The following is a 13,930-nucleotide window of genomic DNA, read 5'->3' on the forward strand; positions in this document are numbered from 1 at the left end:
ATCCTTTGAATGAATGTTTCAAGGGATGGCGATCTTTTCTATTGAGTAGTAGATGAATGAATGGAAAAAGTAAAGTCTCACTGTTTTAAAGAACTACTAATTCATATGAATGTGAAAGTAGTTTTAAAAAGCAGTGCTAAAAATAGTTTGATAGTACGATAGATTTTTAAGATTTAGTATCCAATATATATAAAGAAAAGTCTGAGACATTCATGGATGTCCCAGACTTAAAACCAATATGAAATATTAACTTAAATAGCTTACCTTATATTTAATTAAAAGGTGACGAACTTTCACTTTCAGAACTATCATTGTTATTCGATGATTTTTGTTCTTTTAATGTTACTTTTATATTTTGTTCTTTACCATTACGTTCTACAGTTAAATTCACTGTATCACCGGGTTTTTTATTTGCATAAAGATAGGAGCGAACATCTGTATCTTCTTTCACTTTTTTGTCATCAATTTGTGTAATGATGTCTCCTTCTTTAAGACCATTGTTTCCTTCAACTTTAGCGATATATACGCCATCTTTACGTGACGTTTTCAGTTGGTCTTTATACTGTTCTGGAATTTCACTTACGTTAAGTAAACCAATGCCGATAGAAGGACGTTCTATTTTACCATTTTCTACAAGTTCTTTAATAGTTACTTTTACTTCGTTACTAGGTATTGCAAAGCCGATACCTTCAACTTGTTCACTTGCAATCTTCATCGAATTAATACCAACAAGGTTACCGTTGATATCTACCAATGCACCACCTGAATTACCAGGGTTAATTGCCGCATCAGTTTGAAGTACATTTACTTTATTAGATCCAGCGGATGTTTGTGTGTCAATCGTACGTTCACTCGCAGAGATAATGCCTGATGTTACAGAATTAGCAAACTCTAAGCCTAAAGGGTTACCCATCGCAAAAACACTATCTCCGGTTTTTACTTTTGAAGAATTAGCAAAGTCAATGGCTTTGGTACCTTTGCTATCATTTATTTTGAGTACGGCCATATCTGTTAACGCATCTTTACCGATTAATTTAGCATCGACTTGTTTAGAATTATGCAATTGTACTTTAATCTCACTCGCACCATCAATGACATGGTTATTGGTTACAATATAAGCAGAACCATTATTTTTTTGATAAATGACACCTGAGCCAACGCCAGCTTCTTGTGATTTATTTGATTTACCTTTTAAAAGGTCATTTAAATTTTGTGCTTTCTGCATATTGATTACACCAACAATAGCAGGGGAAACGTCATTAATCATTTGATTAACTGAATCATATTTATCGCTTTTACCATCTAAGGTATTTCCACCGCTATTATGATTAGAAGCTTCGTTCACATCGGAACCACCATTATCAAGTACCGTGCTTTCCATAAGTCTTCCCACTCCTAGAACAATTAAGGCACCGATAATGCCTGCAACTAAGGCAACAATTATGGTTTTAAACCACGGGAATTTAGGTTTGAATCTCTTTTTTGATGGCTGAGTCGTTTGTGTTGGTTGCTGATTTGTATTATTTTCATTGTTAAATTCTGACATATGCTACCTCCGATAATTACTCTATATCCTATTATGAAAGTTTTATACAACTTTTTCTAGTATATCACTATACGACTTTAGACTGAAATATAAATCTCCTTGTTCATAATAAGACTAAGTGATAAAATCAATAAGTAAATATTAGCAAAACGAAGTAGGTGCGAAGATGTATAAATTTATAAGTGGTCTATTGGAATTGATCATACTGAAAATAAGTAAATCATTAGAAGTTCAAGGAAAAGAAAATATTCCGCAACTTCATAGATATGTTGTGACATGTACTCATGAAAGCTATAATGAAGTGATTATGTTAGGAACTGCAATTTATCCAAATCAAATTCATTATATGGCGAAGAAAGAATTGTTTAATAACAAATGGTTTGGCAAGTTTTTATCTTCTCTTAATGCGTTTCCAGTCGATAGAGAAAATCCGGGACCGAGTACACTAAAAAAACCCATTAAGTTATTAAAAGAAAATAAAACAGTTGGTATTTTTCCAACAGGGCATCGTATGAAATATGATGAAGGTGCACCAATGAAAAGGGGTGCAGTAACGATTGCTTTAATGGCGCAAGCCCCAATATTACCAGCAGCATATGTGGGTCCTAAAAAAATCAAAGGTTTAGTTACTGGGAAAGCCATTATTAAATTTGGTGAACCGATTGAAACTAAAAATTTACCAAAAACAATGAAACGTAATGAAAAACTAGAATATTTAACAAAAGAATTAGAAAGAAAAACAATACAATTACAATCGGAATTAAATGATTATGTAAAAAATAATAATTAATATTCAATTTTTTTGAAATAGTAAGACTATTATATTTTTATACGTAATTTTTAAATTATGTGTTATTATGTAATTGTACAATGACAGCGAGTAAATCGTTTACATACACCACGTGGACTATACTGTGCATGTGGTGTTTTTATATGTAATTAACTATTTGAAATGGGGAATTGTTATGTTTAGTTTCTTTCAAAGACTAGGTAGATCTCTTATGCTACCGGTTGCAGTTTTACCAGCAGCAGCAATCATAATAGGTATCGGTAACGCATTATTGGCATTGGGGATATTACCGACAGTAGCTGCATTCTTTTCTTCTGCAGGTTCTACGATACTTGAGCAACTTGGTATCCTCTTTGCTATTGGGGTAGCATTAGGTATGGCTAAGAAAAATGATGGGGCTGTAGCACTTGCGGCAGCTGTAGGTTTCTTTTTAACGACAGTAGTATTGAGTCCAGAAAAATTGGCGCCGTTACTGGGGGTTAAAGAGACGGGTGTGGATGCAGCATTTGAACAAATGAATAATTCAAATGTTTTTATCGGCTTAATTATTGGTTTAATTGCAGCATATACCTACAATAAATTCAGTAAAACAGAATTACCAATAGCTTTATCCTTCTTTAGTGGTAAGCGATTAGTACCGATTTTAACAGCTTTTTTTAGTATTATTTTGGCTGTAATCATGTTATTTGTTTGGCCGTTCATTTTTTCAGCAATCGTTATATTTGGGACATGGATTTTAGACTTAGGCCCTGTAGGTGCATTCTTGTATGGTTTCTTCAACCGTTTGTTAATTCCGACAGGTTTACATCACGCTTTAAACTCAGTATTTTGGTTTGATTTAGCAGGTATAAATGATATTGCAAAATTCCAAACTGGCGATGGTGCAGTTCATGGTGTTACAGGACGATACATGGCTGGGTTTTTCCCAGTTATGATGTTTGGTATTCCAGCAGCAGCTTTAGCTATGTATCATACTGCAGAATCAAAACAGAAAAAACGTGTATATGGTTTAATGTTTGGTGGCGCAATTTCAGCATTTTTTGTAGGTGTTACCGAACCTATTGAATTTTCATTTATGTTTGTTGCACCAATACTTTTTGTTATCCATGCATTATTAACGGGTTTATCTATGTTTATAGCAGCACTATTTCACTGGACAGCTGGATTTTCATTTAGTGCAGGATTAATTGACTATGTCTTGTCATTAATCAATCCAGTATCTAATCAACCTTATATGCTACTTGTACAAGGCTTAGTATTCTTTGTTATTTATTATGTTGTATTTAGACTTGCTATAAAAGTACTGAAATTAAACACACCAGGACGTGGCGATAATTTACTTCCTGATCCAACATCAGATGAAGCTACAACAGGTGATGTTGATGAAAATGAAACACAAACTAAATCGACAAATAAATATTCGCAACCAGCTAAACAAATTTTAGAAGGTCTTGGCGGCAAGGAAAATATTATGTCATTAACAAACTGTGCAACACGTTTACGAATGGAATTGCATGATAATAGCGTAATTGATGAAGCTAAAATTAAAGGCGCAGGTGCTGTAGGTGTTACACAAAGTGGTAAACATAATACACAGGTCATTATTGGTACGCAGGTACAGCAAATCGCTGATGAAATAGAAGTACAAATGGAAAATTAAATATAATGCTTGATAAGTCTGAGACATCCATCATTGTCTCAGACTTTTTAATCGCTTCATTATTGGAAAAGGAAAAATTTAAATAATTTAAAAATTTTATCTTTGACCGCTTTTATTTTCACATGATTTATCTTGAAAATACATTGCTCTTTTCATAGTAAGATAGTAAGATATACTAGTATCAGAATTTTCTGATTAAAGGAGAGTTGGTATAATGAAGTCGGTATTATTTGATGTTGATGGTGTTTTTTTAAGTGAAGAAAGGTGTTTTGATGTATCTGCACTAACTGTTTATGAAATCCTGATGAGTGAGTCATACATAGGTTTAGATACAACTGTACAGTTTGAAAATTTAAGTGATGCAAAAATCTCTGAAATAAGAGCTATTGTTTTTTATCATGATGAAATATTAACTAAATTAAAATCGTTAGGCTTAAATTCCAATTGGGATATGTTGTTTGTCGTTTTGGCAATCCATTTTATTGAAATTTGTAAGACATTGCCTTCTGAAGATGTCAATCGCGTGCTCGATTCTAATCAATTTGGACAAGAGACGTTTCAGTGGATAGGTGAAAAAATTGAAAGTGTTTCTTTAGATTTTACATTGCCACTATCATTCCTAGATGGTGTAACAGCAGGTAAGGAAAATATTTATCAAGATTTAATACATTATGCGAGTGAACAATTAAATACGACAAAAACAGCCGTATTTGAACTGAAAAGTCCGTTCTGGATGCTTGCACAAGAAGTTTATCAAGAATGGTATTTAGGACATCAACTTTTCAACGAGATAGAAAAGAAAGAAAACCGGTCTGACTTTAAACATGGCTATATATATAATGAAGTCGTGTTACGACCTGTATCAGAGATTAAGCAATTATTAGCAGATTTAAAGTCGGCAAATTATCATATTGCCATAGCAACTGGCAGACCGAGAACTGAAACAATTGTGCCTTTTGAAACAATAGGTATTAAGTCTTACTTTGATGAAGTACATATTGTAACTGCCAGTGAAGTTTTAATTGCAGAAGATTTATATCCAGAATTAAAGCCTTTAGGTAAGCCTAATCCATTTAGCTATTTAGCGACATTGGAAGGGAACCATCAAGATAAATATAGACACTATGCTACTAATCAAGAAAATCGTGTAGACAAAGATGAAGTCTTTGTTGTTGGCGATTCTTTAGCAGATTTATTGAGTGCGAAAAAGATAGGAGCAACATTTATCGGACCGTTAACAGGTTTGAAAGGTATACATGCACGTGATGAATTAGTAGATTATGGTGCTGATTATATTGTCGATCATGTAGGTGAGATTAGAAATATTTTATTGTAAAAATAACCTGTTACAATCGTATATTAGATAAAAAAGCAGCTTAACCCTTCGCTTTATAAGGATTAAGCTGCTTTTATTATTTATTTAAATAATATAATTTGCATCTGGTTCTATTTCAAGTTCAACGCTTCTAATTAAATTGAAACCTTCAATTTCATATAAGCCATCTATAACATCATCAGTAACTGGATGATCAATAGATAAAATCATTAATGCGTTACCACCTTGATTAATACGACCAAGGTGCATAGAAGCAATATTAATGCCATATTCCCCTAGAATTTGACCAGTACGACCTACAATACCTGGTCTATCATTATGATTGATGACAAGCTGATGGCGCTCTGGTTTAAAGTCAACGGGATAGTCATTGATTCTTACTATTCTAGGGCCGTATCCATTTAATACTGTAGCACCTATTTTAATTTGTGTATCTTTGTTTATAAGGGTTAATTCAATATAGTTACTAAACCCACGATGTTTTGCATTTTTTTCAATATTATAAGACACACCTTGTTCATTAAGAAGTACGAGTGCATTAATTAAGTTTACACGCTCTGCTAGATCTTGTTTTAATACACCTGATACGAGCGTACGCGTAAGTAAACTTGTGTCATCTAGAGCAATGTCGCCTTCATATTTAATATGCAATTCACGGGGTGCTTTTTCAAGCAATTGTATACCAACTTCACCAGTAAGTTGACTTAATTCAATATATGGTTTTAATTCATCATTAATTTCACTATAAGTCATTTTCGGTGCATTAATCGCATTGAATACATTACCATTTTCAAATATATCAACAATTTCGTTTGCTACTGATACTGCAACTTTTTCTTGTGCCTCCACAGTTGAAGCTCCAAGGTGTGGCGTTACAATAATTTTTTCATGATTTACAAGAGGGGATTCCGTTGCTGGCTCACTTTCAAATACGTCTATTGCCGCACTTTGTATTTGATTTTGATTAAGCGCATCAACCAAAGCGGCTTCATCAATAATACCACCACGTGCTACATTTATAATTTGCAAATTTGGTTTAGCTTTCTCGAAAAATGCTTTACCTACAATGCCTTTTGTTTTTGGTGTAAGTGGCGTGTGAACTGTAACGAAATCTGATTGCTCTGCAATTTCTTCGACAGTAGCTCGAGTGACATTCAATTCTTTCGCTTTATCTTCAGAAAGATAAGGATCAAATGCTAAAATGTGCATCCCAAAGCTTTGTGCACGTTTAGCGACACCCAAACCAATTCTACCGGCACCAATGACGCCAAGCGTTTTATTGTAAAGTTCAGTTCCGCGATATGTCTTACGATCCCACTTGCCGTCTTTCAACGATTGATGTGCCTGAGGAATATTACGAGCCATGGATAAAATCATTGCCATTGAATGTTCTGTTGCAGAAATTGTATTACCATCAGGTGCGTTAATAACAATCACACCATGTTTTGTCGCTGCATCGACATCGATGTTATCTACACCAACACCGGCTCTCGCAATCACTTTTAAATTTGGGGCAGCTTCAATGATTGCCTCAGTTACTTGCGTTTGACTACGAACGATAAGTGCTTGATAATCTGCAATTTGATTAATAAGTTCTGCTTCATCTAACTCTGTATCGATGACAACTTCAAAATCATTGTGATCGATTAAGCTTTTTAAACCTTCTGGTGAGATTGGATCTGATACTAAAATTTTATACATATGCTTTGATAACCTCCGTATACTGAGTAATGGCTGTGCCAATATAAGATTGATTTCTATATTCTGTTAAGAGAATTTCTAAAGCTGATACGACTTGTAATATATCGAAAGGTGAGATTTGCCCCATATGACCAATGCGTAAAATTTCTCCTTTTAAATGGCCTTGACCGCCTGCAATGGTGATGGCGAAGCGTTTTTTTAGTTCTGTTTTAATATAATTTAATTCTTCTTTTGAATTCGGTATAAAGGCAGTAACGGTAGGAGAAGCATAAGCTTCGTCTACAAGAAGATTTAAATCCAAAGCGGTTAACGCTTGTCTTAACGCATCGCGAATAGCGTAATGACGACGTATAACTTGTTCAAATCCTTCTTCATTTACTAATTGTGCATAAGCATTGACCCCTCTAAACAGTGAAACATTCGGCGTAAAGGGTGTTGAATGTTCAGCTTGTGATTTTAGATATTTATTTAAATCTAAATAGAAACGTGGTGTAGTGACCTCGGCAAATCTAGCTTTCGCACGATCATTATATGCGACAAATGCCAATCCTGGTGGTAACATAATTGCTTTTTGACTTCCTGAAATAAGTACATCAATTTGATCTCGTTCTAAATCCACATCAACAGCACCAATACAGCTTACACCGTCGACTACGTAAAAAATGGATGGATCATAATTTTTTAAAGCATGACCTAATTCATTCACAGGATGTAAGACGGCGGTTGATGTTTCACAATATTGACTGTAGACAGCTGTGACTTGTCTATTCAAAGATTTTAAGAAATCTATAAAATCGGGTACATTGACAGCTTTACCCCATTCGACTTCAAAAATATGTACATTTTCATAATAGGATTCAGCAATTTGTTTAAAGCGATTACCGAATGCACCGGAAACAATAATCACAATATCATCTTCTGGGTTAGCTAGGTTTAGCATACTTGCTTCAAGAGAACTTGTACCGCTTGAAGTTAAGATGATGACATCGTTTTTAGCACCAAAGATAGGTTTTAGTGCGCGAAATGCTTCCTCCGCTATTGATTCAAAATCACTTGATCGGTGTCCAACCATAGGTAATTGTGTTGCGTTTAATATTTGTTCTGGTACTGGTGTAGGTCCTGGTGTAAGTAACAATGGATGATAATATTTCATGACTAATTCCCCCAATGCTTAAGATTATACAAGTTTATCAAATTTTCAGAAAATAAAAAAGCTTTTAGTTAGAAAAAAGGGCGAAATAGAATCAATCTAAAAATAATGTAAGGGTATTCATTGTTAATTTAATCATATTCCGTCACATATAAATTTTTTTGAAATTATTTTATTTTTGGTACTATTTTTACTTCAACGTTTCCTCTCAAGGAATTAGAAATCATGCAATTGTTGTCTGCAACCTTTAACAATTTAGGGAGTTTCTTAGTTAAATTATCTTTTTGTTCTTGAGATACATAAATTTCTGGATAGTGTACGATATTATCCATGCGAAACTTTGCATTTTCAAAAATAGCTGTACCAATCGATGATTGAGCGATTTTAATATCTGTGAAACCAGAACGTTCCAAAGCAGCTGCTAATGAAATGATATAGCAAGAAGAAGCAGCAGAAACAAGCAATTCATCTGGATTAGTTCCTGTACCATTACCCCCTAAACCCGATGGAATAGAAATTTGCTCTTCTAAAATATCGCCTTGTAAGTTGCCGACTGTGTCACGACCACCATTCCAATTTGTTTGTACTTTAAATTCATGTTGGACCATATCGATTGACCTCCTGATTAAATGTGATAACTTAAGTTTAGTTGAAATTGAGAGATAAAGAAAGTAGGGGGGAAGGTTTGCAAGATAACAAATTTAATCGCCAACAATTTGTATTAGTTGCACATCGCGGATTGGCTACTAAGTATCCAGAAAATACACGCATCGCGTTGGAAGTTGCCTTAACTAGCAATATAGATATGTTGGAAATAGATATACATAGAACAATAGATAATCATCTTGTAGTCATTCATGATAAGACGATAGACCGTACATCTAATGGCAAAGGAAAAGTAAAGGCGTATACATTAGAAGCTTTGCGACAATTTGACTTTGGCATATATAAAGACGAGGCATTTAAAGGGCAAATAATCATGAAGTTAGATGATGTCTTAGCAATGGTTAAAGAAGCCCCTCAAAAATTATTGATAGAACTCAAATACCCTAAATTATATCCAAATATAGAAATAGAACTTCTCAATAAATTGGAGGCATATGAAATGCCTAAAGAAAAGGTGATTATTCAATCATTTGATCAACAAGTGATTCAAAAAATACATAACTTAAAGAAGGGGTATAAGTTAGGTGTTTTAATTAGTAAGAAAAAATATTGGTACAGGTTACCTAAATTTAAACAAATCAGTAAATACGCACAGTATATCAATCCACAGTTTTCATTAGTGAATGAAACATTTTTAAAAAGAGCAAATAAGAACGGATTAATGGTGATGCCGTATACAGTAAATGACTCTGAAACGGCCAACAGACTCATAACGTTAGGAGTTCATGGGTTAATATCAGATAATCCAGAAACACTTATAAATTAATTTAAAACTGAAATGAAACAGTTTGTATAAAGTTATTTATATTAGTATTAAATTAGACATAAAAGTGGCCGAGACAGCAATGTATGTCTCGGCGCTTTTATGCCTTTGAAAAGGAATAGTAAGATATATGAATGAGCAAAAGAAAAGCTCACTTTCTTTTAATTTTGTGGATACGTGGGATATAACAACTATACAGTTGTTATATTAAAAATCATTACTTTTAATGTATATTTTAACTCGTAGCTAACTAACGAATGTGTGATAAATCATTATCATGGTGATTTATCCAGTTCTTTTTTAGTAATCCCATTACAAAACAATCACTGTATTCGCCTCTAGTATAAAAGTGTTCTTGTAAGGTACCTTCGATAGTGAAGTTTTGACTTTTATAAATATGGACAGCTTTTTCATTGTTTACATCTACAAACAAATATATTTTATGTAAATTTAGTACAAGAAATGCATAATCAATGGCCATTTTAAAGGCATTCTTAGCAAAGCCTTTACCACTGAATTTTGGATCAACAATGATTTGAATCTCACAGTTACTATGTATAAAATTAATTTCTACTAATTCTACAACACCAATTCGTATATGGTCGTGTTCGATAATGAATCGGCGTTCTGATTCATCTAAGATATGTTTTTTATATAAAGATTGAAGCTCACTTAATGATTGATAGGGTTCTTCAAACCAATATGACATAATAGAATATTCATTATTTAAGTGATGAACGAAATCTAAATCTGTTTCTTCTAATGCTCTAATAATCAAGATTAACACTCCTCTATACTTATAGCATACGAAATGTCAGAAGGTTTGTAAATTAAGACGTTACATATAATAGGGGTGTATGTCAGTTTGTATTAAAAACCAAAATAAAAAAAACCAAGAAATCCGTAAAGGACTTCTTGGTTGAAAAGACAATGTTTATCTTGAGTAGTACTCAACGATAAGTTGTTCATTGATTTCAGCAGGTAATTCACTACGTTCTGGAACGCGGATATATTTACCTTTTAAGTTATCTGCATCAAACTCTAAGTAGTCTGGTACGAAATTGTTAATTTCAACTGATTCAGCAATGATATCTAATTTTAAAGATTTTTCACGAACTGAGATTTCTTGACCAGGTTTTAAAGTGTATGATGGAATATCAACACGTTTGCCATCTACTTCGATGTGACCGTGGTTAACGATTTGACGAGCTTGACGACGTGTACGTGCTAAACCTAATGAATATACAACTGCATCTAAACGAGCAGCTAATAATTGCATGAAGTTTTCACCGTGGACACCATGTTGGTTACCAGCGATTTCAAATGTGTTACGGAATTGTCTTTCAGTCATTCCATATAAGTAACGTAATTTTTGTTTTTCACGTAATTGTAATGCATATTCTGATAATTTTTTACGTTGGTTAGGACCGTGTTGACCTGGTGCATAAGGACGTTTTTCTAATTCCTTACCAGTACCACTTAATGAGATACCTAAACGACGTGATTTTTTCCAGTTTGAACCTCTAAATCGAGCCATAATAAGACTCCTCCTTTTTCTCTTTTGTTTGTTATGAAAAAACAAAAAAGAGTGTTGCATGCTTACTTGGATATATTGTTTTATGTGTCCTCGCCTCATAGCAACGGTTACACGGCACGTCCGCGTTGGGAACAACATAGAGCCAACTAATACGCAACTGCTAATTTCGTTTATTCACACAAAGTACATTGTAACATGTTATCGGTTGCTGTCAATAGTCTTTTCGACTTTGTCCATATTCAAGTTGCGATGGAATTATGATATTTGCTTTTCAATACGAGCAACAATTTGTTCTAGGCCATTTTTGTCTACATCAGTAAATCTACTTGTAATAGGCGCATCGATATCTAATACACCAATAATTTGGTTATTTTTACGAAGTGGAACAACAATTTCAGATTTGCTATTCGCATCACAAGCAATGTGACCTGGAAATGCATTCACATCATCTACAAGTTGTGTTTGTTCTTCAGAAACAGCAGTACCGCATACACCTTTGCCGATTGCGATATGAACACATGCAGGATGACCTTGGAATGGTCCTAAAATTAATGCTTCGTTTTCAATAAGATAAAATCCAACCCAGTTAATTTGATCAATCGAATCATTTAGTAGCGCGGATACATTACTCAGTATAGCAATTAAATTCGACTCATCTTCTATTAAACTACTCACTTGTTTTTCCAATAAATTATAGTTTGTTTCTTTAACTTCCGTCATTAGACAACCTCACTTTTTACTTTTCATTTAGTATAAAGACTGTTTTAATAGTAATCAATCAATTGATTTGAAAAGGGTTAGATAATAAATAACCTAATACATATTATTATTAGAGATCATTTTAAATAAAATAAAAAATATTCACATGAATTAATCCATTTTCTCTTTTAATGCATAGGTAACTTACGTTATAATAAACAGTGATAAAATAGGAGGAGAAAACATATGGTGTTGTATATCGTTTTAGCAATTATATTCATTATACTCATTATTGTTGGTGTATTGTTCTATATGCGTTCAAATAAAAGCCAAATGATAGAAAAGGCTGAAGAACGAAAGCATAAAGTTGAACAATTACCATACGATGAAAGTTTATCTCAATTAACAGAATTTAACTTAACAGGTGAGACAAAATCAACGTATGATAGATTGAAACAATCATCGTTAGATAGTAAAAATCAGTATTTATTACCGGTAGAAGAAAAGATTCATGATGCAGAGGGCTTGCTTGATAAATTTAAGTTTTCACAAGCTCAAACTGAAGTGGATGAAGCGCATGAAATGATGGATCAATATGAAGCGAACTATAATGAGCTCACTACACAAGTAGAAGAGATTATAGGACTACATAAACAAAGTGACCATTTATATAATGAATGTAAAACGGATTACCGCGAAATGAAGCGTGATGTGTTAGCAAACAGACATCAATTCGGCGAAGCAGCTTCACCGCTTGAACAAGAAATCGAATCTTTTGTTCCAGAAATGGAAACTTATGAAACGCTTAAATCAGAAGGTAATTTCAATCAAGCACATGACCATATCAAAACTTTAAATGATGACATGAATTATTTAAAAACAGATATGGATGAAATTCCAGATTTAATAAAAGAAGCACAAAAAGAATTGCCCGGCCAATTCCAAGACATTAAATATGGTTGTAGAGACTTGAAAGTAGAAGGCTACGACTTAGATCATGTCAAAATTGATAGCACGCTTCAAACATTAAAAACGGAGTTAAGCTTTGTAGAGCCAATGATAAGCAGATTAGAACTTGATGAAGCAAATGAAAAATTAAACAGCATTAATGACCGATTAGATGAAATGTACGAACTAATCGAGCTTGAAGTTAAAGCTAAAAATGATGTTGAAGAAACAAAAGAAGTTATTACAGATAATTTATTTAGAGCAAAAGAAATGAACTATACATTACAAACTGAAATTGAATATGTGCGCGAAAATTATTATATAAATGAAAGTGACGTACAAAATGTAAGACAGTTTGAAAATGAAATTCAAAATATGATTTCAGTATATGATGAAATTTTACGTGAAATGGCGAAATCTGCAGTGCGTTATAGTGAAGTGCAAGACAACTTGAAATATATCGAAGAACATGTAGCTGTTATTAATGAAAAACAAGAAAAATTACAAAATCATTTAATTCAATTGCGTGAAGATGAGGCAGAAGCTGAAGAAAATATTTTACGAGTACAAAGTAAAAAAGAAGAAGTATATAGAAAATTACTTGCTTCTAATTTACCAAGTGTACCGGAACGTTTTATCATTATGAAAAATGAAATTGATTATGAAGTAAGAGAAGTTAACAAGAAATTTAGTGTACGTCCAATTCATGTCAAACAGTTAAAAGATAAAGTATCTAAAGTCGTCCTACAAATGAATAAATTTGATGATGAAGCTACAGATGTACTTGTTAATGCAGTTTATGCAGAAAAACTAATTGAATATGGCAATCGTTATCGTAAAGATAGTTCAAATATTGATAAAAGTCTTAATGAAGCAGAACGCTTATTTAAGAATAATAGGTATAAACGTTCAATTGAAATTTCTGAACAAGCATTGGAACGCGTTGAGCCTGGTATTACAAAACAAATAGAATCAAAAGTTATTGGTTAATATTAAACACATTACGCATAACTATAGATTAGAAAAGACTCGAGACACTGATTGTCTCGAGTCTTTTTTGCAATCGTTGATTCGAATGAGGATTGTTAATTTAAAAAAACGGACAGTCGATACATAGCGTTTTATTTGTAATGC

General features: G+C 33.1%; 12 protein-coding genes. 5 read left to right on the top strand and 7 right to left on the bottom strand.

Annotated features, from left to right (window positions below):
• Positions 1 to 271 precede the first annotated feature (271 nt).
• Complete coding sequence (locus ACM6UH_RS06480; protein WP_011302880.1) at positions 272 to 1,546, bottom strand: S1C family serine protease; 1,275 nt, start codon at positions 1,544 to 1,546, stop codon at positions 272 to 274.
• 166 nt (positions 1,547 to 1,712) lie between these two features.
• On the opposite strand from ACM6UH_RS06480, the gene ACM6UH_RS06485 reads away from it, so the two are divergent.
• The 3 genes from ACM6UH_RS06485 (at position 1,713) to ACM6UH_RS06495 (ending at position 5,332) form a co-directional block, all read left to right on the top strand.
• Entirely contained in the window at positions 1,713 to 2,336 is a 624-nt protein-coding gene (locus ACM6UH_RS06485) for a lysophospholipid acyltransferase family protein (RefSeq protein WP_011302881.1), read from the top strand.
• Positions 2,337 to 2,511: 175 nt separating this feature from the next.
• Complete coding sequence (gene nagE / locus ACM6UH_RS06490) at positions 2,512 to 3,996, top strand: N-acetylglucosamine-specific PTS transporter subunit IIBC (protein WP_047504080.1); 1,485 nt, start codon at positions 2,512 to 2,514, stop codon at positions 3,994 to 3,996.
• 214 nt (positions 3,997 to 4,210) lie between these two features.
• On the top strand, positions 4,211 to 5,332 hold the full coding sequence (locus ACM6UH_RS06495) for an HAD family hydrolase (protein WP_011302883.1): 1,122 nt from the start codon (positions 4,211 to 4,213) through the stop codon (positions 5,330 to 5,332).
• Between the two features lie 84 nt (positions 5,333 to 5,416).
• Here the strand turns inward: ACM6UH_RS06495 and serA are convergent, their stop codons facing one another.
• From serA to ACM6UH_RS06510, 3 genes are all read right to left on the bottom strand, one after another.
• Positions 5,417 to 7,033: a phosphoglycerate dehydrogenase gene (gene serA / locus ACM6UH_RS06500; protein ID WP_047504075.1), complete on the bottom strand. Its 1,617-nt coding sequence runs from the start codon at positions 7,031 to 7,033 to the stop codon at positions 5,417 to 5,419.
• Entirely contained in the window at positions 7,026 to 8,186 is a 1,161-nt protein-coding gene (locus ACM6UH_RS06505; protein WP_047504071.1) for a pyridoxal-phosphate-dependent aminotransferase family protein, read from the bottom strand. Before ACM6UH_RS06505 ends, serA begins: the two co-directional genes overlap by 8 nt.
• Before the next feature lie 164 nt (positions 8,187 to 8,350).
• Positions 8,351 to 8,791 (bottom strand): SACOL1771 family peroxiredoxin, encoded by a 441-nt coding sequence (locus ACM6UH_RS06510; protein ID WP_047504070.1) that lies wholly within the window; start codon positions 8,789 to 8,791, stop codon positions 8,351 to 8,353.
• A 77-nt stretch (positions 8,792 to 8,868) separates the two neighbouring features.
• Here ACM6UH_RS06510 and ACM6UH_RS06515 point away from each other — a divergent pair, with 77 nt between their 5' ends.
• Positions 8,869 to 9,615 carry a glycerophosphodiester phosphodiesterase gene (locus ACM6UH_RS06515; protein ID WP_047504066.1) on the top strand — a complete coding sequence of 249 codons (747 nt, stop codon included), beginning with the start codon at positions 8,869 to 8,871 and terminating at the stop codon, positions 9,613 to 9,615.
• Between the two features lie 247 nt (positions 9,616 to 9,862).
• On the opposite strand, the gene ACM6UH_RS06520 is transcribed toward ACM6UH_RS06515, so the two are convergent.
• The 3 genes from ACM6UH_RS06520 to ACM6UH_RS06530 all read right to left on the bottom strand — a co-directional run bounded on the left by ACM6UH_RS06520 (position 9,863) and on the right by ACM6UH_RS06530 (position 11,869).
• The gene (locus ACM6UH_RS06520) at positions 9,863 to 10,390 is read right to left on the bottom strand and encodes a GNAT family N-acetyltransferase (protein ID WP_047504063.1); all 528 of its coding nucleotides are present in this window, start codon (positions 10,388 to 10,390) and stop codon (positions 9,863 to 9,865) included.
• A gap of 156 nt (positions 10,391 to 10,546) precedes the next feature.
• Entirely contained in the window at positions 10,547 to 11,149 is a 603-nt protein-coding gene (gene rpsD / locus ACM6UH_RS06525; protein ID WP_002483023.1) for a 30S ribosomal protein S4, read from the bottom strand.
• Between the two features lie 255 nt (positions 11,150 to 11,404).
• Positions 11,405 to 11,869 (bottom strand): GAF domain-containing protein, encoded by a 465-nt coding sequence (locus ACM6UH_RS06530; RefSeq protein ID WP_011302889.1) that lies wholly within the window; start codon positions 11,867 to 11,869, stop codon positions 11,405 to 11,407.
• Between the two features lie 225 nt (positions 11,870 to 12,094).
• Between ACM6UH_RS06530 and ezrA the strand changes: the two genes are divergently transcribed.
• Entirely contained in the window at positions 12,095 to 13,786 is a 1,692-nt protein-coding gene (gene ezrA / locus ACM6UH_RS06535) for a septation ring formation regulator EzrA (protein WP_011302890.1), read from the top strand.
• Positions 13,787 to 13,930: the final 144 nt, after the last annotated feature.

Source organism: Staphylococcus sp. LKG4-2, assembly GCF_050955665.1.
GTDB lineage: Bacteria > Bacillota > Bacilli > Staphylococcales > Staphylococcaceae > Staphylococcus > Staphylococcus saprophyticus.

What these genes read in the sequence shown, in the direction of transcription:
- ACM6UH_RS06480 (WP_011302880.1), bottom strand. Translation starts at nt 1,546, where the DNA reads ATGTCAGAATTTAACAATGAAAATAATACAAATCAGCAACCAACACAA.
- ACM6UH_RS06485 (WP_011302881.1), top strand. Translation starts at nt 1,713, where the DNA reads ATGTATAAATTTATAAGTGGTCTATTGGAATTGATCATACTGAAAATA.
- nagE (WP_047504080.1), top strand. Translation starts at nt 2,512, where the DNA reads ATGTTTAGTTTCTTTCAAAGACTAGGTAGATCTCTTATGCTACCGGTT.
- ACM6UH_RS06495 (WP_011302883.1), top strand. Translation starts at nt 4,211, where the DNA reads ATGAAGTCGGTATTATTTGATGTTGATGGTGTTTTTTTAAGTGAAGAA.
- serA (WP_047504075.1), bottom strand. Translation starts at nt 7,033, where the DNA reads ATGTATAAAATTTTAGTATCAGATCCAATCTCACCAGAAGGTTTAAAA.
- ACM6UH_RS06505 (WP_047504071.1), bottom strand. Translation starts at nt 8,186, where the DNA reads ATGAAATATTATCATCCATTGTTACTTACACCAGGACCTACACCAGTA.
- ACM6UH_RS06510 (WP_047504070.1), bottom strand. Translation starts at nt 8,791, where the DNA reads ATGGTCCAACATGAATTTAAAGTACAAACAAATTGGAATGGTGGTCGT.
- rpsD (WP_002483023.1), bottom strand. Translation starts at nt 11,149, where the DNA reads ATGGCTCGATTTAGAGGTTCAAACTGGAAAAAATCACGTCGTTTAGGT.
- ACM6UH_RS06530 (WP_011302889.1), bottom strand. Translation starts at nt 11,869, where the DNA reads ATGACGGAAGTTAAAGAAACAAACTATAATTTATTGGAAAAACAAGTG.
- ezrA (WP_011302890.1), top strand. Translation starts at nt 12,095, where the DNA reads ATGGTGTTGTATATCGTTTTAGCAATTATATTCATTATACTCATTATT.